This window comes from Paenibacillus sp. 1SOY10 (genome assembly GCF_056836745.1).
This window is the reverse complement of record NZ_JBXENK010000009.1, coordinates 1-24,933: the sequence shown is the minus strand read 5'-3', so window position 1 is coordinate 24,933 and position 24,933 is coordinate 1. Positions and strand designations below refer to the sequence as shown.

Here is a 24,933-nt window from a genome sequence, read left to right as displayed (position 1 = left end):
CGTTTTCATTGAAATGTAGATATACTATCTATAATTTTGGGTTTTTTGTCGAAATTTTAGAGGGGATTTGGGAAAATGTGCTACAATAATGGTGAAAATGACCATTTTATCCTATTGAACCGAGGTGTCTCTGCATATGTCCAAAGAACTATCTGTTGAAGAGAAGAAGAATAAGCTTATAAACAACGTCAGAGAAAATTACCGCCAGGTTGAAAAGTCTATTGTGAATCAATTGTTTATGAAGCATGATTTGCACGGAACAACGATAGGTTCGGAACGTGAAATGATTTGGGCGCAACTCTTTGAAATGATCATTCCGCGAAAATTTGTTATTGAGTCATCTGTCTTTATTATAGATTCTGAAGGAAAGGTCTCTCATGAAGTAGATTTAGCGATTATGGACGAAACTTATACTCCGTATATCTTCCGCTATGGAAAGGTGAAATTTGTGCCTATTGAAGCGGTTGCGGCCGTGGTTGAGTGCAAGAGTCAGAGTACTAAAGGGGTTAGAAACTGGGCAAAAAGTTTGAATAAGCTCCGTACTTCAGATGATTCTTTTGCAAGAATGGCAACCCAAATCGCTCATACAGCAGTCGTTACACAAAAGTCTACCCGTCCCATTCGTATCCTCTGCACTCTAAAAAATTGCAGTGAAGAAGTTGCGAAACAGTTTGATTTTACTTTACTTGCCATTAAACCCGATGGGAATATCGAAATCAACCTCAATCCCCAAAAATCAGGGTCATCGTTATTAGAGTGGTATAGGGATCTCAATTTTCACAAGCCTAAAATTCAACAAGATGAGTTAATTAAAATTAAAAATACGAACCAATTAGAAACGGTCTATCTAAATCAGTACAGCGTTCAGGATGAAAAAGGAATTAACGTCTCCTTACTCACCTTTAACTTCCAGTTAAATCAACTATTGATGTTAATCAACAACCCCATTTTGTTCCCACACCGTGCTTACGCCAAGCTATTCAATCACTTGGGAGAGGAAGGCCAGCAATGAGTAAATATGTAGTAGCGATCTCCATAGATAAGGTTCAGAGCTTTCTTTATTATGTGTTAAATGCCCCAACTCAAGATAAACAAACCAATAGCGGCACGTTAAGTACAATCATCCAATCCTCAAGAATGATCTCGGAACAATTCTATGAAGACATTGGTATTGAGGGAAGTAAACAAGAGACGTTCGCAAATCATATTGACGAACAATTATTGAAAAGTTCAGGGAATTGCGTGTTTATTACTTCGCTTCTGGAGGCTGAAATTGCTGAAAGATTAAAGAAGTTGTTCAGGAGCTACTATAAAAAATTTAACGGACAACTGCTTATGAAATATACTTACTTCCCTTTGGAGAGCCTGGAACAGCCTGATCCAAACCGTAATGGCTCGTCCTATCAACTGCTTGCTATAAAGGAAAGTAAACGGCGATTGCGTGCAGATGTATGTCTGAGTCGAATTGTTGAACAGAATAAAGAATTATTATTTGGTTTTGAAGGATCTATTGAACTGCCTCCGGGTGAATCTTCTTCTGCAATTGGTTCAAAGTACCCAGCTTTCACAAAAACCATCAATGATCTGTTTGATGAGAAAGAAGCAGACAATGAAAATCACTTCCGTATAGCCGTCATTAAGGGCGATTTGGACGGTATGGGGGAGTTATTCAAAAGTATTAAAAATTACGAATTATACAATGTTGTAAGCAATATACTCTCCGACTATGTGTCACTGGATTATCTTCATCAACTCACAACAACTAAACGACAAGCTACAGAGAACGAGAGTAATCGACTTCGGTTATATCCCCTCTATATGGCTGGTGATGATGTGTTTTTTGCTGTGCCAGTGCATCAATTGGGCGATGGAATCAGTATTTGCAAGGGTGTCTTGTCGAAATTGAATAAAGAAATTGAACAGGCTTGCAAGAAATTGGGACATAGCATCAATTCATTAGAACTGTCTATGAGTATTGGAGTTGATCTTACATTCAATCGGGAGCCAATTCGTTATTATTATGAGCGTGTACAGAGACAGTTGGAGCTGGCTAAAGCAGAGGGACACGGTCCTGAGGCCACCAACGACATGCGTCCTATTAATCGTATAAAAATCAGTATTAACAACCTTGTTTTCCATGATTACATGAAAGAAAAACGGAATCAGAAAGTCGAAAATTTGGAAAAGGCTGATGAGAATAACGCCAATCTAATCACATGGCAATCCATGATGGATGGCGTAGAGAGATTAAGCGCAGCGGTGAAACAAGAGTTTGCGGCGCACCATTTCTTGTACGGGCTTTTAAATAAAATTACAGATCCTGAGTTCTGTGAAAATGAACTCAAGTATAGCAATGCTTTGTTCTATCATTTAATTCCGCAGCATCTTGAGAGTGAGAACCAACACTTAAGAAATGCTGAGCTTTCACTGCTGGAAGCGATTATGGGGCGAATTTTGCGAATTAAATTCATAGGAAAGACCCTAAAGGGAAAACTCAAGGTTAAAAAAGAGATACTTCTTGATGACTCACATAAAAAAAGGTTAGAAGGGTATATTCGTGTGTTGCTTTTATTCACAGATTCCAGGTTTAATAGTGCCGCCCAATCATATCCTAACAACTTTGATGCAGCGAGAGTCAAAAGTGATTTATTTAACAAGCCATTAAAGTATATCTATGATGTGAGTTTGGGGAATTTCTCTGTTCGTCCTTTGCGTGAAGTGTTTATTACACGAGACGAGTATAAGTATAAAGTGCATCAAGATAAGGATCAAAGGGTAGAAGTGTATCGCACCTTGCGAATTTCAAATTCCTTGTTTCACAAAATCAAGCAAAAATATGTATACCAGCCCAGGGTGGTCGGAGAACTAATCGCAGCAGCTAATCCGCAAACCAAAGAGCAAGTAAAAGAGCGTATGAATCAATCAGCACAGGAGTATAAGGCTCCCCCGGGATTATTTTTTGAAAAAGAACTATTTTTGAAATACGCACGCAATCCCCAGCACTGGAGTACGGATTTTATAGATGCTTTGATGATCTTTTACATGCTGAGGGACAAATCAATTCACTTGAAGGAAATGTTCGATTTTAAAACCTTAAAAGCTAACCAAAAGCAGAAACGAGATAGAAATCATTCAGGAGGTAGAGGAAATGACTCAAGAAAAAAAGGCTCATCAAATAGACGTTAAATTAACGACAAAATCCAATCTTTTTATCGGTGGCTCTCCGGTGACATTTGAGATTGGCGGCGTTGATTTGTTTACGGTGACAGATGTGAACGGGTTACCTTATATTCCGGGCTCTTCCTTAAAAGGTGTGTTGCGAAATATGGTTCGTGAACTGTTGTCTGAGGAACTGGAGGATATACAGAGTGAAACGCTATTAGGTCAAGCTGAAAAAATTGGAAAATGGTATAGAAGTTATCTGGAGATGGTAGGTGAAGAGCAGAAGGAGCAGTTGTCTCTTATAAAGGAGAATGAGCGCAAGGAGAGCGCCATACAGCGGATGAATGCTGTCATTGATTGCGCATCAGCAGAGTATTTGTTCGGCATAGAAGGATTTAATAATACGCCCAAGTTGTTGTTTAACGATCTGGTTGTTGAATCTCCTGGTGATCCTAAGGATTTGTTTTCAATAGATTCCAAAAATAGTGTCACCTCTACAGAAGATAAGAACGGTAGAGAAATTGTAATGGCAAATCCGAGAAGTTATTGCGTAGTTCGTCCAGGTGTATCCTTCACTGGAAGTATTGTGATGCATCGAATGAATCTTCTGGGGGGAAATGAAGCATCACAAGAAATCAATAAGTTTATTCAACAGTTATTACTCCAATTTAATGAGGGAGTCTATCGATTAGGCAATTCTGGTAGTCGCGGGTATGGGCGTGTGCAAGTGGATATTATTAAGGGGGAATAAGCATGGCTGAGTGGATAAAGCACCGAGTAGACGTAAGGCTGACTGGCCGAATCACGCAAATTCCTGATTCACAGAAAGTATTTGGAGCGCTGGTACACCTTTATGCTGAATATACTTCATCTGATCAAGCGACAGCATTAGTTAACGCTATAAAGGAGTCTTCAAAGGGGTTCATGTTATCCAATTTGTTGCCCAAAGGGTATTTCCCTGTACCTCATAACTATATATTTGATAAGTTGTCTGGCAAAGATAAAGAGCCTGATAAGAAGTATTATAAGACACTTAAGAAATGTTTGTTTGCCCCTATGGAACAGATTGAACTGATGATATCAAACCCGGAAAATCTACCCAATACCTATATTGAAGTAGAGCAAACCCAGCAAATTCATGCAGCTATAGATAGCAAACGATATAATATCCCTGCACTTGCACCGAATTTGTATTCTGTGCCTGAGATAGTAGTTAGGGAAGTCATTACTGCAAAGGATGGGAGCTTATCAGCCAATAGTAGTCCGCTTGTCAGAGATTTTTCATTTTATATCACTATGGAGAAGTGCAAGGAGTATGATTCGTCACTGAATACGCTAGTAGAAGCTGCAAGCGACAGCAGGCTGCTTATTCTGGGGCCACGCAGCTCTCAGGGGATGAACACCTTTGAACTCATCCAAATTCAGGAAGAAGACTACGAGCCTTCTTCTGGTACAAAGCTTTATCTTAACCTGGGGATGCTGCTCCCCCGAAATATTAACTTTTCTAAGTCAAGTTTGAAGCTGTTCACCTCCGAGCGCCGCCCGTTTAGCTCACAAGCAGGGTGGGATAAGACTTCGATGAATGGTCAATTTATTAGTTTTATAGAAAGTGGAAGTGTGGTGTGTGTAGAGCAGGGTTTACTTCAAACTGCTGGAACTTGCGTGACTGCTCCTAACCGTCCTAATGAGATTGTGTTTGGTCGGGCGTTTTTGCACCCACTGATGGAATTGGAGGCTAAAAAGTGAAACGTTATCAATATCGTTTACAGACTCTTTCCTGTCTTGCTCTATCGCCGAGAGATCATCAGGGTTATTATCGGGCTGCGAAGGAATTCGGACACAAAGAATTAAAGATATCACCGCATGGGGATAAACTTGAAACTGCGGCAGACAAGATTAATATTATTTATCCGTTTTATCAGTATGGGGCATACCCTGGGTATGATCCAGACCATACAGATTATTATATTCCAGGGTCCTCGATTAAAGGAGCTATATTGGCTAATGAATCTAAAACTGTGGGAGAGCGAACAAAGAGCAGACTGATGGTGGATGATATATCTTTACGGGCAGAGCATCTTCATCTTCATCGTCTTTATAAGGTGCAGAATATGGCTCCTGAATCGGAATCAGCGATTGAACTCGATGAGTTTTTCCCTAATGTGGCTGTAGAAATGCTTGCTCGTGATAGTGAATATGTGGGGGAAATGTTTGGAGACGGAGAACATATTCGTGGATGTCTGTCTCGCGCACAAGCAGCAACCGAAAGGAAATTAGAAGGATATGTGGAACTGTTAAAATCACCAAAAACCAAAGAGAGAAAAATAAAGGGAAATACGCATCTCAAAATTAATAATATGGTTGAAAATATAGACAAGCTAATAGATGGAATGAAAAAGGGGAAATCTTTCATATTGCTTTTAGGAGGATTTAAGGGTTTGGCTTTGTCCAGAGAAATTTCAAATATAGATAATGCCAAAAGCGCAATCTATGTGGATCATGTTGAAGGCTCCTACTTGCCACATGGTCTGGTCCGCATTATCATGGAAGATGCGTAACAAGGACTAAAAGAAACTGGTGCGAACCCCAAGCGAACATGATTTTCCCGGGAGATTCGCACCAAAATAAGTTACTTTCATTTACTTATATGTAAAAATTTTAAATTACTTTAGCGATTTTTTGATTAATTAGGGCTATAAATGGCTAATTAAGCAGTATAATACCCTTTTTATGTTAAAAATCGGAGTCGCACCTTACGCAGGTGCGTGGATTGAAATTGTGTTGTGAGAACGGTACCCCATGTTAAGGGCCTGTCGCACCTTACGCAGGTGCGTGGATTGAAATCTAATGAGATGGCTGGTGAATTAGGAGGGAGCGAGTCGCACCTTACGCAGGTGCGTGGATTGAAATAATTCTTGCCCTATTTCCATTTGAATCCATAGATGGTCGCACCTTACGCAGGTGCGTGGATTGAAATGAAAAATACGTCATTAAAGAAAGATGGTGAGAATGTCGCACCTTACGCAGGTGCGTGGATTGAAATCGTAAGGATTTTACCAATCGCAATAGCACCCGCGTCGCATCTTACGCAGGTGCGTGGATTGAAATGTTTTGTCGGAATTGTTTATCGATTACTCTCTTGTCGCACCTTACGCAGGTGCGTGGATTGAAATTAAAAAATTAGAATATAGTTAATTGAACAACTTGTGTCGCACCTTACGCAGGTGCGTGGATTGAAATCCCTTTATATCACTAACTAAAGAGCCAACGGTTTTGTCGCACCTTACATAGGTGAGTGGATTGAAATTCGTTATCTATGTATATTTTTTCATTATCAAGAGTCGCACTTTACATAGGTGAGTGGATTGAAATGCATGGTATGCAATCCATATGTTTTTACCGTCTGTTGTCGCACCTTACGCAGGTGCGTGGATTGAAATCTGACGTAGTTAACACCGTTTTCCCGGTCGATGATGGTCGCACCTTACATAGATGCGTGTTTTTAAGTTGATAAGTTCACCACTGAGCTGCCCCTTGTCTGCCAAACCACCAGCCAAGCCCCCCCTGGACATGCCCTGCATGTTTTTGCTTGACATCTGGCCCGGGGTGCTATAAGATTTCAGTTAATATTTCAATACGTTGAAGAGGAATAGTAAGACCTTCTGAACGACCAGAGAGCTGCTGGGTGGTGCGAAGCAGCCGTGACGAGAGTCTGAACTCACCTTGGAGTGGCTTGCTGAACATACCAAGTAGGTGGAGCCGGTAACCTGACCGTTATATCGGGAGGGCATGAGAGCTGATTCATCAGACGCTCATGTCTATTGAGAGCATGCCAACTGGCATGAATGTGGAGTGGTACCGCGTAGGACGTCAAAGTCCTTCGTCTCTGTTGTTAGCAGAGATGAAGGGCTTTTTTTGCATGCTGTCGACATTTGTCAATCAGGATTGGAACCATGAAGGGGAGGAAGGATACTTATGCGAAATGCCGAAAAATACACTCGGGGTTATTTCATGCCCCCGGAGACCAGCTTAAACTGGACGCGCAAGGAATATATCACAGAGCCGCCAATCTGGTGTAGCGTGGATCTTCGTGACGGGAATCAGGCGCTGGTGGTGCCGATGAACCTGGAGGAGAAGCTGGAATATTTTCAAATGCTGGTGAAGCTCGGCTTCAAGGAGATTGAGGTTGGATTTCCCGCAGCTTCGGAGACGGAATTCGCGTTCTTGCGCACATTGATTGAGCGGGACCTGATTCCAGACGATGTGACCATTCAGGTACTTACCCAGTCGAGAGAGCATATTATCCGGAAAACCTTCGAATCGTTGAAGGGGGCCAAAAAAGCGGTAGTCCATCTCTACAACTCAACCTCGGTGGCACAGCGGGAGCAGGTATTCCGCAAGTCGAAGGAAGAAATCATTAACATCGCCGTGACCGGAGCGAAATTGCTTAAGGAGTGTGCGGAAAGTACGGAGGGGAACTTCCAGTTCCAGTATTCGCCGGAGAGCTTTACGGGTACGGAAATTGAGTTCGCCTTGGAAATTTGTAATCGCGTGCTGGAGGTATGGCAACCGACGGCGGGTCATCCGGTCATTATCAATCTGCCAGCCACGGTATCGATGTCGATGCCTCATGTTTACGCCAGCCAAATTGAGTACATGAGTGAGCATCTGAGCTTCCGGGAGCACGTAATCTTATCGCTTCATCCCCATAATGACCGGGGAACAGGCGTAGCTGATGCAGAATTGGGCATGTTAGCCGGGGCTCAAAGGGTAGAAGGAACCTTGTTCGGGAACGGGGAAAGAACCGGGAACGTGGACATTGTCACGCTGGCTTTGAACATGTACTCCCATGGGGTTGATCCCAAGTTGTCTTTTGAGCATCTTCCTGAAATCATTGCCGTCTACGAGCGATTGACGAAGATGAACGTGAGCGAGAGACACCCGTATGGCGGGGAGTTGGTATTTACCGCATTCTCCGGTTCGCATCAGGATGCGATTGCCAAGGGAATGCAATGGCGCGAGGACAAGAAGACGTCCCATTGGTCCGTGCCGTATCTGCCGATCGATCCCAAAGATATTGGCCGCCAATACGAGGGCGATATTATCCGCATTAACAGCCAGTCGGGCAAAGGCGGCATCGGTTATGTGCTGCAACAGAAATACGGGCTCGATCTTCCAGCGAAAATGCGTGAGCATTTCGGTTACTTCGTGAAGAACGTATCCGACCAACAGCAGAAGGAACTGCTGCCGGATGATATTTACGACCTGTTTATCAGCGAATACGTCAACATCAAGACGCCGATTGAGTTTATCAAATATCGCTCCAAGGACGATGAGAATTTTGAGACCATGGTGACGATTGGGACCCAAAAAGAGGGCGTCAAGGAGATTACGGGCAGTGGAAACGGTAGACTTGACTCGATCAGTAATGCTTTGCAAACGTATCTCGGCATAACCTATACCGACCTGATATACACGGAACATGCGTTGGAAACGGGCTCCAAATCCCAAGCCGTCTCCTATATCGGAGTGACTGCGGCGGATGGGCACATCCATTGGGGCTGCGGCATCGACGTCGATATCATGACTTCCTCGGTAAAAGCGCTTTTCAGTGCCGTTAACCAAATGATTGCCAAGAATCAGTAATAAACTGGTTGGATTAAAAGGCGATAGTTTGATGGCTATTGGGTAAAAAAAGCAGCGGTGCGAACCCCAAGCTCACATGAAATCCCGGGGACATTCGCACCGCGCGCCCCACAAGGGTTCCCGGGTTTTTGGTCATTTTTTGCTCTAATTTTAGAGCCTCATTTTCGAGGTTCGCACTTGAGGGCCTCTGAACCCTTGCTACGCCTGGGCTCATTTGTGCCGCCGTCGCACCTTACGCAGGTGCGTGGATTGAAATCAATACCTCACCGCGTCAGTTCCGTTTGTCATTATGGTCGCACCTTACGCAGGTGCGTGGATTGAAATTGTGCAAGGCTCAACAGAGCCGTAGAGGACTTCAAGTCGCACCTTACGCAGGTGCGTGGATTGAAATATCATGGCCGTGCCTCTGATGTTTTTTTAGGTCTAGTCGCACCTTACGCAGGTGCGTGGATTGAAATATCATGGCCGTGCCTCTGATGTTTTTTTAGGTCTAGTCGCACCTTACGCAGGTAGCGTGGATTGAAATACGTTGATCCACTTAACTCCGCCCCCCGCATAATGTCGCACCTTACGCAGGTGCGTGGATTGAAATAAATGCCGGGGAATGCAATATGAGGTGGGCAAGAGTCGCACCTTATGCAGGTGCGTGGATTGAAATGCGTAATATGATGGTCGTATAGACATAGCTATACAGTCGCGCCTCCCACAAGTGAAAAAAACTTAAAGACATACCCCCATATTAAGCATCTAGCCCCCATCTAACTTCGATGGGGGCTATTTGTCGTTCACACCTAACCCATTGCAAAACCATTAAATTTGATTTAATAATATATTATTGTTATATTGATAATATATTAACAAATAAACAAGAGGTGATTAACAATGGCTCAACAGGCTTTTCTTAATTTAGATAAGGAAAAACAGGATGAACTGATGAATAAGGCCATGCGTCTTTTTGTAGATCATAAGTACGAAGAGATCACGATCAAGCAGCTTCTTGAAGCATTGTCGCTGTATCCGGCAACCTTTTACCGCTATTTCAAAGATAAGGATGATCTTTATCATCACTTGTTAGTAAGCTTGGCTGAGAAAAGAAAGGCGTTCTTAGAGAAAGATGGTCAAGAGTATGTATTTGAGCTTACGGATTATGACAATACGGCTGAGCCTTTAAGTGAATTGGAGCTTAAGTTCGCCAAGACCGTAATGCATCTGCCTGTGGATGTCTTGCTTCACTTATACCTGGATCTGTTCAAGGACGAGTCGATTGCCGTATTCAAGAACAGTTTGCGCAAGTTAAGGTACGACGGTAAGCTCCGCCCTGACATTGACGATGACTTGATTTCCTATATTTATGCCACGGTGCAGTTTAATCTGATTTTATTTTATAGGGAGGCCGGCATTGAAGACGAAGACTTGCAAGCCAAGATTCGCAAGTATTTTGATCAATTTTTCCTGCACGGGCTAGTCAAAGATTCTGAATTTGAAGAAGAGTAAGCGAAGTCAACATGATTGAATAACATCCATGGAGGGAAATAATGAATAAATTACTGATAACGATTTTGGCGATGGTTCTCACAATGACGATGCTTTCCGCTTGCGGTCCAAATAGCAATAACTCGGCAAATAAGGAGACGCCTAAGCCGGAAAATAATAGCGCCAATTCCGCAAATCATGAGCCATCCGCAACAGAAGATAGCGAGACTTCTACAACGGCATACAAGGAATTCCCCAAACCGATTGGCAGTTATACCGTCGGGCGTACACAGATGGACTTCAAGTACACCGCATCTAATCATTCTGAAAGAGAACTGACGGCATTATTTTACTATCCAGCCGACAGTAATGAAGGCAAGCCTACGGCAGAATACGCATTTCCCGAATTTCATTCTCTGAGGAACGAGCTGCTTACTAAATTAGGGGCACCCACGGGAGAGCCGCTTTTTGACTCTGAATTTAAGACCTGGACCTATGAAGATCTGGCTCTGTCCGAGAAGGAAAAGCAATATCCGGTGTTATTCTTCGCTCACGGCGCGGGTGCTTATCCGCAGCAGGGTACTTTGTTCGCTCAAGACCTGGCCAGCTCCGGGTATATCGTGATATCCATTGGACATGCGGAAAGCGGTGTGTACAAGCTTAAGGATGGACGAACGGTTGGAATGACGGAAGAGTTCATGGAAGAACTAACTAAATATGGCATGGAAACGGCCACTCTGACTCCGCCTGAGATTGTGACTAACAAGCTTGAGCAAGAAGAAGCTATTGAGATTTCCCGCAAATTGACATCAGCTCCTGAAGCGGTCAAGTTTGCCAAGTATGCCGTTTTGCAGAGCGAGGACATCCGCTATGTCGCAGATCATTTGTATAAAATGAATGCTGGTGACCTTGACTCCATGTTTGAGGGAAGACTCCAGCTTGACATCGGTATGGGGGTGTTTGGACACTCTTTTGGAGGAACGACAGCAGCTATTGTTAGTCGTGATGATGAACGGTTTGTTGGTGCTGTAAACCTGGATGGCAATATGGTAGGTGCCCTGGATAGCGACCTTAAGAAACCGTTCATGCAGCTCGGCACCGTGCTCGCTTATAATACGAATGCCTTCTTGTTGGAAACCAACAGTGAGGATACCTACTTTGCCATTATTGATAATGTGATTCATAGCGACTTCTCCGATTCCATGTTCACTACTACCAATCAAGCCACCCGAGGGACCCGTGATGCCATGGAGCAGCGCGACATTATTACGTCTTATACCAAGGCATTTTTTGATCAATACCTGTTGAAGCAGGAAGCAGACATTGAAAGTCTTACTTTTGACGGTGTAGAAATGATTAAGCAGCCTTAGTTGAGTAACCACTCATAACCGTGCTACTATGGGTCTTAACTCAAGGGTTATGGGGGATTCAAATGTCAAAGACCATTTTGATTGTGGAAGACCAGCAAGTGTTAAGGGAAATTACCAAGGAATATTTAGTGGATGAAGGCTATCAGGTACTGGAAGCCGGCGACGGCAAAGAGGCGTTAGCTTTGTTCCAGGAACATGAAGTGGCTTTGATTATCCTTGATATTATGCTGCCAGAATTGGATGGGTGGTCAGTATGCCGCCGGATTCGCAAGACGTCCAATGTTCCAATCCTGATGTTGACTTCCCGAGCCGATGAAGACGATACCCTGCTAGGTTTTGAATTGGGAGCCGATGATTATGTGGTCAAGCCCTGTAGTCCACCGATCTTGTTGGCCCGGGCGAAGCGTCTATTGGAGGGGCAACAAGGCCATCCTTCGCGGGAAACATTGGAGGGCGGCGCAATTACGCTGCATCTGCCTTCAAGAAGTGTCACGGTGGAAGGTTCGCCTTGTAATCTGACTCATACGGAGTTTGAAATTTTGGCTTGCCTGTTGGGCAGCAAAGGTACGATTTTTACCAGGGAACAGCTCATCACCAAGATTTGGGGTTATGACTACATTGGTGACGACCGGACGCTCAGCAGCCATATTCGTAATCTTCGTTCCAAGCTCGGGGAGCATGCCGATCAGATTGTGACGGTCATCCGTTCAGGTTATAAATTTGAGGAACACGCATGAGGAAAAGTATTGTTATTAAACTGTTTTTGCTCATCGTCAGTTTGTCTCTCTTTCTTCTGGCCAGTTTATTTGTGGGGCAGGTTTTGTTCTTTGAACGATTTTATATTCATCAAAAAGTTGCAAGCGTCCAATCGGCACTAAGCGCCGTATCTACTGAATCATGGGAAGCGACCGGGGATGATTATGCAGCCGAACAACAGTTTTATCAAAATCATAATACGTGGGTTGCTCGTTTGGACGCTTCGGGGTATCTCTCCGATACCCGTAACTTTGCAGCCGAGGTGAAGCTGGAGGATGTAGCAGAAGCGCCCGCTCTATCAGGGAAGACGCTGACGATTCCGCTGTACACTGTGATGAATGTGGAACAATTCAGGGAGGATCATCCTCTGCGGGAAGAGGTTTTTGTTCAGCCTGGAGAAGATATTGCTATAGAAGGACTCCTGATCGACAACCAGTTCGTTCCGCAGCGAGTGGCGCGCGATAGCTCTAACCTGAGAGATGAGAATCATCTGGAGAATACACCCTTCGTGCAGAAGGAATATGAAGTCGTTCCCCGCTTCGCTAGTGCATCAGAATATCGCGAGCATTATCCGAGTATTCTTGTTCACGGAACAGTAACCGAACTGCGAACACCTCAGGGAGCAGAGGAAGCCCGGTATACCAATCATTTATTTTTGGAACAAATGAAGACATTTCAAGCCAATTTGCTCTATGGGGACAAGCCTGAGCAGGACCAAGCCGTTATGGATTATATAGGGAATAACGTTCCTTATAAAATCTTTGTGAATCGATTTACCGATAGCACGGGGAATCCAACCTATTTATTCGCCATGACCTCCCTACAGCCGGTAGATGAAGCTGCGGGCGTCATGCGCCAGTATTTTCTGTATATCGCCTTGGGGGCATTGTTGTTGGTAGCCTTGGTCTCCTTCTTCTACGCTAAGCGTATTGCCCGTCCGTTGCTTCGTGTCAATGAAGCCACCCGGCAAATGGCCAGTCTCAACTTTGCGACTCGGATTCCGGTGAAGACAGAGGATGAGATCGGCCAACTATCGCAGAACATCAACGAGCTTTCACGAATGCTGGACAGTCACATTCAGCGACTGGAGCAGGATATTGAACAGGAAAGGCAATTGGAACAAACCAGAAAGGCGTTCATTGCGGATGTCTCTCATGAGCTAAAAACACCGCTCAGCATTATGGAGAGCTGCCTGTACATTATTCAAGACAAGCCGGATAGCGGGAAGCGGGACCATTATTTCTCGGCTATGAAGGAAGAGGTTCACAAGATGAGCCTGCTGGTGAACGATATGATGGAGCTGGCAAAATACGAATCGGGCACCTATCGGATGGAGACAACCGTCTTTCGTCTGGATGCTTTGCTGGAGCGAGTTTGTGCCAAGCAGGCCTTCGCCATCAGTGGCAAGCAATTGAATTTGCAGACGGATTTTGCTCCCATCGAGGTTGTTGCTAACGCTCAGCGTATTGAACAAGTGCTGGTCAACCTTCTCACCAATGCGGTGCGATATACGCCGGAGGGCGAGAGCATCCTGGTCACGATGAAGGAGCAGTCGGAAACGGTTCTGGTCACTGTTGAAAATCAGGGTACCCATATCCCTGAGGAGCAACTGGACAAAATCTGGGATCGCTTCTATCGGATCGAGCAGTCTCGTCATCGCTCAACGGGTGGCACCGGACTGGGCCTGGCAATCTGTCAGCAAATCCTCAAGCTACACGGTGCACCTTACGGAGTGACCAATACCGAGCAGGGCGTACAGTTTTATTTTGAGCTATATAAGTCGAACTGAAAATAGGAGTAAGTCATTTGCTCCACTTAGATACACATAGTAAAGCGTAGAACTTAAGGTTCTGCGCTTTTTTTATTTCATCTGCAACTGATCTGCACATAAACTGCATATCACTCCTGTACTATTCCTCTTGTAGATAAGTTGAATCAAAGAAAAGGCATAACAAGCAAGAGAGAAAATGATTCTGGAAGAAGCGGAGCGTTCGCCTTTGTGAATGGATTTCTACCTTATAAGAATTTATTGAATAAAGGAAATCCATGAGCAACAGCGATCGTAAGAACATTTTCTCGTCTGCTTCTTCGCCTTAATCATAAGTTCAACTCATATAGATCAACGAAAGGGGATAGAAGAGATGAAGAGAACAGGATTAGGAATACTGCTGATCGCCATGGCTTTAGTGATGGGGGCTTGTGGAAGACAGGATAACGGAGGACAAGCCAATACGGGGCAAGTGGAGCTTCCCTTAAACTACAAAGAACAGTATGGGACAAGCGTGTTCCTGGGGGACTCGATCACGGAAGGGCTGAGCTATCACGATGTATTAAACGAGGAAAATGTACTGGCCGGTGCGGGAAAAACAGCAGAATTTACTATGATGGAGGATGATGTTGACCAGTTGATTGCCCGCAAGCCTGAGCATGTCTATATTCATTTAGGCTCCACGGATATTCTTTGGCCGACCGATCAGCCGATAGAACATTCGATGACCCATTATGAACGACTGATTGACGCTATTCAAGGCGGGCTGCCGGATGCAAGCATATCTCTACTGTCGGTGCTGCCAGTCACGGCCGAAGCGGAGCAGCAGGAGCCGCGTTATGCCACGATCGGAGAGTATAACCAAGGGCTTCAGGCACTTGCCGAGAAGCAGCAGGTTCAATATGTCGATTTGACCTCTCTTGTTGCGGAACACACCGATTTGTATGACACGGATGGGATTCATTTTCAGGCTGCGTTTTATCCGCTTCTGCTTGACTATTTGAGCCCTCCTTTCCAATGAAGTCCAGATCATAGGAGGGGAGAACGATGGTTTTCAGCAGCTTGATTTTCCTGTTTCAATTTTTGCCGATGGTTCTGCTGGTCTACTACATTTCGCCCAAGCGGCTGAGAAATGCAGTGCTGCTGGTAGCCAGTCTTGTTTTCTATGCGTGGGGAGAACCGCTTTATATCTTGCTCATGGTGTTCTCTACGGTGTTCGATTATGCCAACGGACTGCTGATTGAGCGGTTCAGACATCGACGGCATGTAGCCAAGCTGGTCCTCTTGATTTCCTTAGCCGGGAATTTAGGAATTCTCGGTTTTTATAAATACGCCGGGTTCGTTATTGATAATCTAAACGGGCTATTCCACCTACATCTGCAAGCCGCCGATCTCCCGCTGCCTATTGGTCTGTCGTTCTACACGTTCCAAACGATGTCCTACATCATTGATGTCTACCGGGGAAAGGTGCAGCCACAGCGAAATTTGATCGCCTTCGGTACCTATGTAACGCTGTTCCCTCAACTGGTAGCAGGTCCGATCGTCAAGTATGGCGATATTGCACGGCAACTGGTCTCGCGTAACCTCACGCTGAAGCGCTTTGGTAAAGGTGCGGAATTGTTTATACGCGGTTTAGCCAAAAAGATGCTGCTAGCCAACAACCTTGGCCTGTTATGGACCAGCGTTAAGGCTACGCCCGCAGACGAAATGAGTATGCTGGGGGCCTGGCTGGGAATCGCTGCGTTCACTTTGCAAATTTACTTTGATTTCAGTGGCTACTCAGACATGGCGCGAGGCTTGGCTAAAATGCTGGGATTCAATATGAAAATTAATTTCAACTACCCTTATATTTCTCGTAGTATGACCGAATTTTGGCGACGTTGGCATATCTCGCTGGGCTCCTGGTTCCGCGAATACGTCTATATTCCCCTCGGCGGGAATCGGACGGGAATGGGCAAGCAGCTACGGAATTTACTCATTGTCTGGTTCATGACGGGCTTATGGCATGGAGCCAGTTGGAATTTTATAGCGTGGGGGCTGTTCTTCGGAGGGCTGGTCACGCTGGAGAAGCTTTTTTTGTTAAGTTGGCTAAAATATGTCCCGCGTCCAGGGCAACATGTATATTTACTTTTGGCCGTTGCCATCGGCTGGGTACTCTTTGAATTTCAGCAAATGGAGACGGCCTGGACGTTTGTGAAGAGTATGTTTGGCGGGGCTGCGAGCGGGTGGGCGAATTCTCAGGCACTTTATGATTTATCCGCGTATGGCCTGATACTGGCGCTGTCTGCACTATGTGCTACACCACTCCCACGTCTATGGCTACTGCGCTGGACCTTCAGACGACGCCCAGTCTCTGTGGCGGTCCTGCCGCTTCTGTATCTGTTGGCTCTACTGCTGTCGACGGCTTACTTAGTCGGCCAAACCTATAATCCATTTTTATATTTCCGATTCTAAGGGGGAAGCTTGATGAGACGCAGGGTTAGCTCAACCTCCCTGATGGGTCTGTTGTTACTGCTATATATTGGCGGGGTTGCCTTGGCGACGATGCTGACACCTGAAAAAACCTTCTCAGAGACGGAGAACCGCGTGCTGGAGGGACGGCCAAGCTTCTCGCTGCGAGTTCTGCTGTCGGGGCAGTTTACGACCGATTACGAACGTTATACGTCGGATCAGGTGGCTTTTCGCAATCTTTGGATGGGGATGAAGACGGACGTAGACCGTGCCTTGGGCAAACGAGAGAGTCAGGGTGTTTTTCTGGGCAAGGAGGGATACTTGATGGAGCAATACCTCTCTCCCTCTGCTGCACAACTGGAAGAGCGGGGCCAGGCGATGGCGGCTTTGGACCAGGCTACGCCGGAGCTGCATAAAGTGCTGATGCTTGTGCCAACTGCCGCTGCGCTGTACCCTGACAAGCTTCCCGCACATGCTCCTGTGGGCAACCAACTTGCGGATGTGGAGCAGTTGAAGGCGTTGCTGCCAGAAGGTATCCAGTTTGCTGATGCTTACGCTGCCTTGTATCCCAAGCGGAGCCAATCCATCTACTATAGGACGGACCATCACTGGACCACGAAGGGGGCCTATTACGCTTACCGTGAGTTGGCCAGACATTTGGGAGTCGTTCCCCAGAATGAGGATTCATTTCGTATTCACTTGGCGACGGAGGAATTCTATGGCTCCCTTTATTCCAAGAGTGGTTATCGCCACCTCTCGGCAGACTCAATCGGGCTTTATCTTCCCAGGGAGCAAGAGTCCATCAAGGTATCGTATGACGAAGAAGGCCGGGTTACAGACTCGCTGTATGCCGAGAACCGACTGGATGAAAAGGATAAATACGCTGTTTTTCTGGATGGCAATCATGCCTTGATTCGCATAGTGACTGGTGGGCCACCTGAGAAAAAGCTATTGGTGGTCAAGGACTCTTACGCCAATAGTTTGATTCCCTTCCTCACCCAGCATTATGGAGAAATCGACGTGGTCGACCTCCGTTACTTTACGGATTCGCTGCTAGATTTGATACGTGAGCGTGGGTTTCAGGACATGGTAATCCTTTATAACATCAAGACCTTCTTTGAAGACCCGTCGATTTTGAACGTAATGGAGGAAATATCGTGATGACTGGTAAGATGAATTTATATGGAATGGAGGAAGTATTATGGTGTCCAAAAAGTGGGTCCTGCTTGGATTTATAGTGTTCATCGGACTCTTGAGTGCCTGTTCAAGTAATTCTGCCGGGCAAGCATTGACTGTTGCCGAGATTCAAGATCAGATGGAGCAAAAGGTTGATTTCAGTGGGATGCAGCTACGAGATGAGGGGGAATTGCGAAAATGGTACGGGATCGAACCGGGAACGCTTGAGGACTTCGTCCTGTACACAGCGACCTCCAACGTCAAGGCAGACGAACTAGCCATCCTGAAAGTCAAGGATATCCGTGAAATTGCTGGGGTGATGGAACAAATCGAACAAAGAATTCAGGCGCAAACCGTGAAATTCAAGGACTACCGCCCTGAGGAATATTATCTTATAGAAAAACATGTGCTCAAGTCGAAGGGCCAGTTTGTTTTCTTCGCAGTTTCTAATGAGGCAGATGGTATGGAAGCAGCTTATGATGCGGTGTGGAGATAGGTAGGGAATTAGCTGTTAAAAAAGTCACTATAATCCCCTCGAATTCACACATTTTCCTCAAAGTAATGTCTTTTTGATGAACTGAGGTGCTTTGAATTTTTAGTGTGTCATCGAGCTGGGTATAATAAATAATTAAATTATAAAAAATAGAATGGATAGGGACATTGGGAGGAGCGATTATTCAAGATGATTGATACGCTACTGTGGAGCAGGTGGCTAACGGGTTTAACCTTAACCTTTCATGTCATATTTGCCACGGTTGGAGTTGGAGTTCCCTTAATGATTGCAATCGCGGAATTTGTGGGAATATGGAAAAAAGACGAACACTATATATTAATGGCCAAAAGGTGGACAAGAGGATTCATCATTTCTGTAGCTGTCGGAGTCGTTACAGGGACGGCGATTGCTTTGCAATTAGCCTTAGTCTGGCCTAATTTTATGAAGCTTGCCGGAAACGTAATTGCCCTTCCTTTATTTATGGAGGTGTTTGCGTTTTTCTTCGAAGCCATTTTTCTAGGCATCTATTTGTATACCTGGGATCGGTTTCGAAATCGCTACATTCATTGGCTGCTTACTTTGCCTATTGTTGCGGGGGCGAGCATGTCAGCGTTTTTCATTACAACCGTAAATGGTTTCATGAATCAACCGGAAGGGTTCGTGATGGAAGCGGGTCATTTTATTGCGGTTCAGCCGCTGGAGGCCATGTTTAATACAGCTACCGCCTCTAAGGTATTCCATGTGCTGACATCGGCTTACGCCACAGGAGCCGCTTTGCTCGCGGGGGTTGCTGCTTTTTCTATTCTGAAAAAGGGAGCCAGCCTATATGCCAAGAAGGCTTTGCGGCTTATGATGTCTGTCTTGCTGATCTTCAGTGTGCTCACTACCCTGGCCGGAGACATGTCAGCTAAATTTCTGGCAGCGCATCAACCGGAGAAGCTGGCTGCCGCGGAGTGGCATTTTGAAACGGAGCGAGGGGCAGACCTCATATTGCTGGGCTGGCTGAATAGTGAACGGGAAATTATGGGGGCTTTGCATATTCCCAAGGCGCTCAGCTTTCTGGCCTTTGGGGATTTTAATGCCGAGGTGACCGGATTGGACGAGTTTCCAGCAGATGAGCAGCCGCCGCTAATTGTGCATTACTTGTTTGATTTAATGGTTGGAGCAGGCGCAGCGCTGGTTGCTATTCCGGCTGTGTATTTCCTATTCGTAATATGGAAGAAGCGCAATGAACTGAATCGATGGCTTCTTTGGGCAATCGTTGGCTGTATTCCTTTCGCTTTTCTGGGGGTTGAGCTGGGATGGTTCTATGCCGAGATCGGTCGCCAGCCCTGGATTATTCGCGGTTACATGAGAGTGGAAGAAGCGGCTACAACCTCGCCCAGCGTAAGAATTCTCTTCTTCTTGTTCTTGCTGCTCTATATCGTGCTTGGGACGATCTGTGTCTTCGTGCTGCGAAGATTATTTCGTAACAATCCGGCTGAGCTGGAGATGGAGAAGTCGGCGGGAGCTAACCACCTTAAGTCGAAGGAAGCGGGGGATGTCAGAAGATGAGCTATGAATTAGTCGGCATTTCCGTATTGTGGGTGTTTCTTTATGGTTATCTTATTGTAGCTTCTATTGATTATGGAGCCGGATTCTTTGCCTTTTATGCACGGCATACCAAGCAGGATCATCTCCTTAATCGTTTGATTTCGCGCTATTTGTCCCCGGTGTGGGAGATAACCAATGTTTTCTTTGTCTTTTTCTTCGTGGGGATTATAGGCTTCTTCCCGGATACGGCTTATTATTATGGCTCTGCGCTGATTGTGCCGGGGAGCATCGCGATTATACTTTTAGCGATACGCGGCTCCTTCTACGCCTTTGAGAACTATGGCTCCAAGGAGAGCAAGCTCTACTTATTTCTTTATGGAGCGACCGGACTGTTCATTCCGGCTGCCCTATCAGTGGCGCTTACACTTTCCGAGGGCGGCTTTATCGTGGCCGGGGACAACTCGGTATCTCTGGATTATATGAAGCTTCTGACCAGTCCGCTGTCCTGGAGCATCGTTGGATTGGCCATTGTATCTGTTTTGTTCATCAGCAGCTCCTTTCTCACCTTCTACGCATCGCGAGCCGGGGATCTTCCGGCTTTGAAGCTGATGAGGAACTACACACTGTTATGGGGGACGCCAACGATTATTGCTGCGCTTACCTCCTTTATTTCACTAAGTCAGCATAATGAGAGGCATTTTCAGAACATGATAGATTTATGGTGGCTGCTCGGCCTGTCAATTATATGTTTTATGCTTGCGCAGTGGCTTTTCTACAAAGGAACTCATTACGGGCTGGCATTTATAAGTGTGATGCTGCAGTTTTTGTTTGCCTTCTTCGCCTATGGCATCGGGCAGTACCCATACATTCTTGATCCGTATATCACCATTCACAACGGCGCTACATCGCCTGCGATGGGGACTGCATTAGTGGCTGCTTTTATCGGAGGGCTGCTGCTGCTCATTCCTTCTCTGATTCTTGTATTAAGGCTGTTCCTGTTTGACGCAGATTATGTGAAGGGGAAGCGTTAAAGACACGTTTGAAAATAGATAGGGGAGTAGGAGGGCTTGGAGTGAGAAGGAAGGCAAGTTTACTGTCCGCACTGATGGCTGCACAAAGAAAGCGGCTTGTCATTTTGGCAATTTTGTCCTTGGGGCTGGGCGCGGCCTTGATCACTCAAGCTGTGCTATTGGCCGAAGTGGTGCAACGCGTCTTTGTGGAAGGAGATACGCTGGGGGGAGTGACTGCCGCGCTTGGCTATTTGCTGCTGGTAATGGCAATTCGGGTGCTGCTGATCTATGCCAGTGGAAGAATGGGGCTCAGCATGGCGGCGACAGCCAAGCAGATCATGAGATCTCGTCTGCTTGCCAGGCTGACAGGCAGCTCTCTAGCTGGTGCACTGGCAGGACAGGCAGGGGGGAAGATCAGTGTGGCACTGGATGCTGTTGACGAATCGGACAGCTATTTCAGCCAATATATGCCCAAGATGATAGAGGCACTGTTTATCCCCGTGCTTCTACTGATTTCTTTATTTATTCTGCATCCAAATTCAGGTCTTATTGTCCTTTTTACGGCGCCGTTCATTCCTCTATTTATGGTGTTGGTAGGCTTGAGCACCAAGCGGAAATCGGAGGAGAAGTACGAGCAGTTAGCTCAGTTTTCAGGCATATTTCTTGATTCTTTGCAAGGTCTGGTTTCGCTTAAATTGTTTGGATGGACTAAACGTCAGGAGGAGCGGATTGAGCGTAGTAGTCTTAACTATCGTGATGCGACTATGGGGATTTTGAGGATCGCTTTTACGAATACGTTTATGCTTGAGGCTATCGTGATGATGGGAATTGGAGTGGTGGCCCTGGAGCTGGCCCTGCAATTGGTCGTATTCAAGACACTCACCTTTCACACCGCCTTGCTGGTTTTGTTGCTAGCGCCAGAGTTCTATAATTTATTGAAAAATACAGGGACGGCTTTTCATAGCGGGCGGACAAGCATGGGAGCGATCCGAAAGGTCGAAGAGATGCTTGAGACGGTGGAGGATGATCCGCAGCATGAGGCTTCTGACGCCATGGATGCTTTAGCACGGAAGCAACTGGAGCAGCAGTTCGCGGAAAGGCCTCCTGTTATTGAATTGCAGGATGTCTGCTTTGAATATGAGCATTTCAAGCTGAATACTGGAAGGTTAACCATTCATCCTGGCGAGCAGATTGCAGTGGTTGGACGAAGCGGATCGGGAAAGACTACACTGCTGCACCTGTTGTCCGGCTTGCTTACTCCTGCATCCGGGGAGGTGGTTATTCAGCACCAATCCCTTGCGCTGCTTGGGGAAGAGTTATGGTTTCGTCATATAGGCTATATTACACAGCACCCTTACATTTTCGCAGGCACCTTTGCTGACAATATCGCTCTGGGGGCAGGGCGGGCGGTATCCCGTGAGGAGATTGTTGCTGCAACTGATGCGGCGGGCTTGACTGAGCTAGTCTCCGAGCTTGAGTATGGCTACGATACGGAGATTGGTGATGGGGGAAGAGGGCTTTCTGGCGGCGAGCGGCAGCGGCTGGCCTTGGCCCGGGCGTTTTTGAAGCAGCCCTCCGTGCTGCTATTCGATGAGCCAACCGTAGGGCTGGACGTGCAGACGGAGAAGATATTGCAGCGTTCTATCTCGGAGCTTGCCCGGAAAGCGACTGTCATTACTGTGGCGCATCGCTTGTATACGATTCGTCATGCCGACCGGATTCTTTATATGGAGAAGGGGCAGGTGGCAGATAGTGGAACGCATGAAGAGCTGCTTACACGTCTTCCGCAATATGCCGAGCTGGTCACTGCCCAGCGAGAGGGGGGATTATCATCAAGGAGCTGACGATTTTCACCAAATTGATGCTTCAAGAGCGAAGAGACATTCTAATGTCCATTTTAGGAGGGTTTATCGCTGGTATTGCAGGTGTTGTTCTGTTTGCCACAAGCGGGTATCTTATTTCGCAAACGGTATTCGCTCCGCCTCTTTACACGCTGATTGTGCTTACATCGCTGGTGAAGGTGCTGGGTTTTGTCCGTGCGGCAAGCCGGTATGGAGAACGCTTGTATTCTCACCGGGCAACCTTCTCCCTGCTCAGCCGCTTGCGGGTATCTTATTTTTCCAAGCTGGTTCCCTTGGTGCCCGGCCTGTTAAATCGTACACGCAGTGGAGAGCTGCTTGCGCGGATTGTTGGGGATATTGAAAGCCTTCAATTTTACTTTTTGCGTGTGGTCTATCCTCCCATCATGGTGGTGATGGTATTTCTGGCTACGGTTATTTTCACCTCTGCCTTTTCGATATGGATTGCACTGCTCCTGGTGGTTGGGATGCTGTTAACGGCCTTTGTGGTTCCGGGTATTGTTCTGGCCGGACGAAGTAAAATTCATGAGCAAGTGCGTTCTCAAAGAGCAGCTTTTTCTGCCGAGGCGGCTGAACTGCTTTATGGCTTCCGTGATTTGAAGCTGTATAGTCAATTGACGAAACGGGGAGACAGGCTCCGCCAAATGTCTGAAGAGCTGACAGACAGTCAGAGACGGGAAGCAAGTGGCTTGCTTCGTGGGCAGTCGCTTCACGTGTTTGTCACCTTTTTAATTTATTGGGGCGTGTTGGTGCTGGGAAGCTATTTAATTATGCAGGGCTCCTTGGCTGGCGTATTTCTTGCCATGCTTGTGATGGCGACTAACACTGTCTTTGAGGAGGCAGCTCCAATGGCAATCTTGCCTGCATATAAGCAGGATAGTGAATATGCCGCCAGACGCCTTCAGCAGAGCATCCCCCCAGGTCAGAATTTGAGTTCGAGTGAAGAGGTCCTGGGGAAAATGCCGCCAGATGCTCCCTCTATTGAACTTGCCGGGGTAAGCTTTCAGTACAAGGACGAATGGAGACCTGTACTGTCTGATATTTCTCTGGAGCTACCAGCAGGCTCGAAGACAGCCATTGTAGGACCCAGCGGATCGGGAAAGACAACGATTCTGGAGCTATTGCTCAAGCTTCATATCCCAACGGCAGGCAGTATCAGCTTGAACAACATCTCTGTCAAGGCGCTGGATGAAGGGGATATTTGGCGGCATACGAATGTGGTGCTTCAGCAAGGTCACTTCTTTCGTGGAACAGTTCGTGAGAACATGTTGGCGGGGCAAGAGCACTGCGATGATTCAGCATTGTCAGTAGCTCTGCAGAGAGCGCAGCTCCAAGGGCTGGAGCTTGATGCTCCGGTGTTGGAGAAGGGCGAAAATCTGTCAGATGGAGAGAAGCAGCGACTTGCTTTGGCAAGAGTGATGTTGCGATCCGGGAAGCTGTGGCTGCTGGATGAACCGACCTCCTCATTGGATTACGTGACCGAGCGACTTGTGTTGAACCAGCTATTTGAACAGGCCGCCGCAGATACATTAATTATGATTAGCCATCGGCTCGCGGGCCTTGAAGTGATGGACAAGATTGTGGTCATGGATCGAGGCCGAGTGGTTGAGCAGGGAACTTACGATGAACTGATGAATGGTAAGGGGTATTTTTATGAAATGAAGCAGATTGAATTACAGTTGCTAGCAGAGATAGAAGCATCCTAGTTCACGTCTTAGTCAAGGTGCAAAGGCACAGATCAGCCCATATAAACCGCTCTCGCCCAAATTACCGATGAAGCCTTGGAGGACGCGCTGCGCTTGATTAACCAAAGGCCACGCAAATGCTTGGGCTGGAGAACCGCTCACGAATCCTTTTCAGAGGAACTGTCGCACTTGGCTTGACAATCCGTCTTCGTCTTATAGAAAAACATGTGCTCAAGTCGAAGGGCCAATTTGTTTTCTTCGCAGTTTCTAAAGAGGCACATGGTATGGAAGCAGCTTATGGTGCGGCGTGGAGATAATTGGGTTTGTGCGCCGTTCCAGTCTCGCAATTATGATTGCTGGTGGGTAGGGGATGATGGAGGGGAAAGCGGACTCTTCTGTTCCCACCTCCATCTATCTAGCAATAATCCGCTGATTAACGGGAAATCCTCCCGCTAATTAGCGGATTATTGCCGGAAAACGACTATTATATGGAATTCCTCCCTATAAAGTCACCGATATACCCGTTTTGACGGTAATATGGCTAAATTAAC

General features: G+C 46.3%; 18 protein-coding genes, 1 pseudogene, 1 CRISPR repeat array and 1 other annotated feature. All 19 genes and pseudogenes read left to right on the top strand.

The window, feature by feature from the left end:
• Positions 1-136 precede the first annotated feature (136 nt).
• The gene (locus tag AC1VOR_RS18135; protein ID WP_482619856.1) at positions 137-1,012 is read left to right on the top strand and encodes a DUF6602 domain-containing protein; all 876 of its coding nucleotides are present in this window, start codon (positions 137-139) and stop codon (positions 1,010-1,012) included.
• Positions 1,009-3,186: a Cas10/Cmr2 second palm domain-containing protein gene (locus AC1VOR_RS18130; protein WP_482619854.1), complete on the top strand. Its 2,178-nt coding sequence runs from the start codon at positions 1,009-1,011 to the stop codon at positions 3,184-3,186. Before AC1VOR_RS18135 ends, AC1VOR_RS18130 begins: the two co-directional genes overlap by 4 nt.
• Positions 3,149-3,913, top strand: coding sequence for an RAMP superfamily CRISPR-associated protein (locus AC1VOR_RS18125; protein WP_482619852.1), 765 nt, complete (start codon positions 3,149-3,151; stop codon positions 3,911-3,913). The genes AC1VOR_RS18130 and AC1VOR_RS18125 overlap by 38 nt, the downstream gene beginning before the upstream one ends.
• 2 nt (positions 3,914-3,915) lie before the next feature.
• Entirely contained in the window at positions 3,916-4,908 is a 993-nt protein-coding gene (locus AC1VOR_RS18120; protein ID WP_482619850.1) for a hypothetical protein, read from the top strand.
• The gene (locus AC1VOR_RS18115; protein ID WP_482619848.1) at positions 4,905-5,720 is read left to right on the top strand and encodes a hypothetical protein; all 816 of its coding nucleotides are present in this window, start codon (positions 4,905-4,907) and stop codon (positions 5,718-5,720) included. Before AC1VOR_RS18120 ends, AC1VOR_RS18115 begins: the two co-directional genes overlap by 4 nt.
• 187 nt (positions 5,721-5,907) lie before the next feature.
• Positions 5,908-6,602: direct repeats of the CRISPR family, unit length 32 nt; unit sequence GTCGCACCTTACGCAGGTGCGTGGATTGAAAT.
• A 190-nt stretch (positions 6,603-6,792) separates the two neighbouring features.
• Positions 6,793-7,053 (top strand) — a binding site (T-box leader).
• 84 nt (positions 7,054-7,137) lie between these two features.
• Positions 7,138-8,808 (top strand): 2-isopropylmalate synthase, encoded by a 1,671-nt coding sequence (gene leuA, locus AC1VOR_RS18110; protein WP_482619846.1) that lies wholly within the window; start codon positions 7,138-7,140, stop codon positions 8,806-8,808.
• 882 nt (positions 8,809-9,690) lie between these two features.
• A complete protein-coding gene (locus AC1VOR_RS18105) occupies positions 9,691-10,302 on the top strand; it encodes a TetR/AcrR family transcriptional regulator (protein WP_482619844.1) in 612 nt (203 codons plus the stop codon).
• A 41-nt stretch (positions 10,303-10,343) separates the two neighbouring features.
• Positions 10,344-11,651, top strand: a complete 1,308-nt coding sequence (locus AC1VOR_RS18100; RefSeq protein WP_482619842.1) for an alpha/beta hydrolase family protein — start codon at positions 10,344-10,346, stop codon at positions 11,649-11,651.
• Positions 11,652-11,713: 62 nt separating this feature from the next.
• A complete protein-coding gene (locus AC1VOR_RS18095) occupies positions 11,714-12,388 on the top strand; it encodes a response regulator transcription factor (RefSeq protein ID WP_482619839.1) in 675 nt (224 codons plus the stop codon).
• A complete protein-coding gene (locus tag AC1VOR_RS18090; protein ID WP_482619838.1) occupies positions 12,385-14,196 on the top strand; it encodes a sensor histidine kinase in 1,812 nt (603 codons plus the stop codon). Before AC1VOR_RS18095 ends, AC1VOR_RS18090 begins: the two co-directional genes overlap by 4 nt.
• A gap of 352 nt (positions 14,197-14,548) precedes the next feature.
• A complete protein-coding gene (locus AC1VOR_RS18085; RefSeq protein WP_482619836.1) occupies positions 14,549-15,196 on the top strand; it encodes a GDSL-type esterase/lipase family protein in 648 nt (215 codons plus the stop codon).
• Between the two features lie 26 nt (positions 15,197-15,222).
• Positions 15,223-16,629, top strand: coding sequence for an MBOAT family O-acyltransferase (locus tag AC1VOR_RS18080; protein WP_482619834.1), 1,407 nt, complete (start codon positions 15,223-15,225; stop codon positions 16,627-16,629).
• 12 nt (positions 16,630-16,641) lie between these two features.
• Positions 16,642-17,787, top strand: a complete 1,146-nt coding sequence (locus AC1VOR_RS18075) for a DHHW family protein (RefSeq protein WP_482619832.1) — start codon at positions 16,642-16,644, stop codon at positions 17,785-17,787.
• A 40-nt stretch (positions 17,788-17,827) separates the two neighbouring features.
• A complete protein-coding gene (locus tag AC1VOR_RS18070) occupies positions 17,828-18,298 on the top strand; it encodes a DUF4358 domain-containing protein (RefSeq protein ID WP_482619830.1) in 471 nt (156 codons plus the stop codon).
• 186 nt (positions 18,299-18,484) lie between these two features.
• Positions 18,485-19,849 (top strand): cytochrome ubiquinol oxidase subunit I, encoded by a 1,365-nt coding sequence (locus AC1VOR_RS18065; RefSeq protein ID WP_482619828.1) that lies wholly within the window; start codon positions 18,485-18,487, stop codon positions 19,847-19,849.
• The gene (locus AC1VOR_RS18060; protein WP_482619826.1) at positions 19,846-20,859 is read left to right on the top strand and encodes a cytochrome d ubiquinol oxidase subunit II; all 1,014 of its coding nucleotides are present in this window, start codon (positions 19,846-19,848) and stop codon (positions 20,857-20,859) included. Before AC1VOR_RS18065 ends, AC1VOR_RS18060 begins: the two co-directional genes overlap by 4 nt.
• Positions 20,860-20,900: 41 nt before the next feature.
• Positions 20,901-22,682 carry a thiol reductant ABC exporter subunit CydD gene (gene cydD / locus AC1VOR_RS18055; RefSeq protein WP_482619824.1) on the top strand — a complete coding sequence of 594 codons (1,782 nt, stop codon included), beginning with the start codon at positions 20,901-20,903 and terminating at the stop codon, positions 22,680-22,682.
• On the top strand, positions 22,670-24,403 hold the full coding sequence (gene cydC / locus AC1VOR_RS18050) for a thiol reductant ABC exporter subunit CydC (RefSeq protein WP_482620115.1): 1,734 nt from the start codon (positions 22,670-22,672) through the stop codon (positions 24,401-24,403). Before cydD ends, cydC begins: the two co-directional genes overlap by 13 nt.
• A 54-nt stretch (positions 24,404-24,457) precedes the next feature.
• A pseudogene (locus tag AC1VOR_RS18045) lies at positions 24,458-24,580 on the top strand (IS30 family transposase); the annotation flags it as partial.
• Positions 24,581-24,933 lie beyond the last annotated feature (353 nt).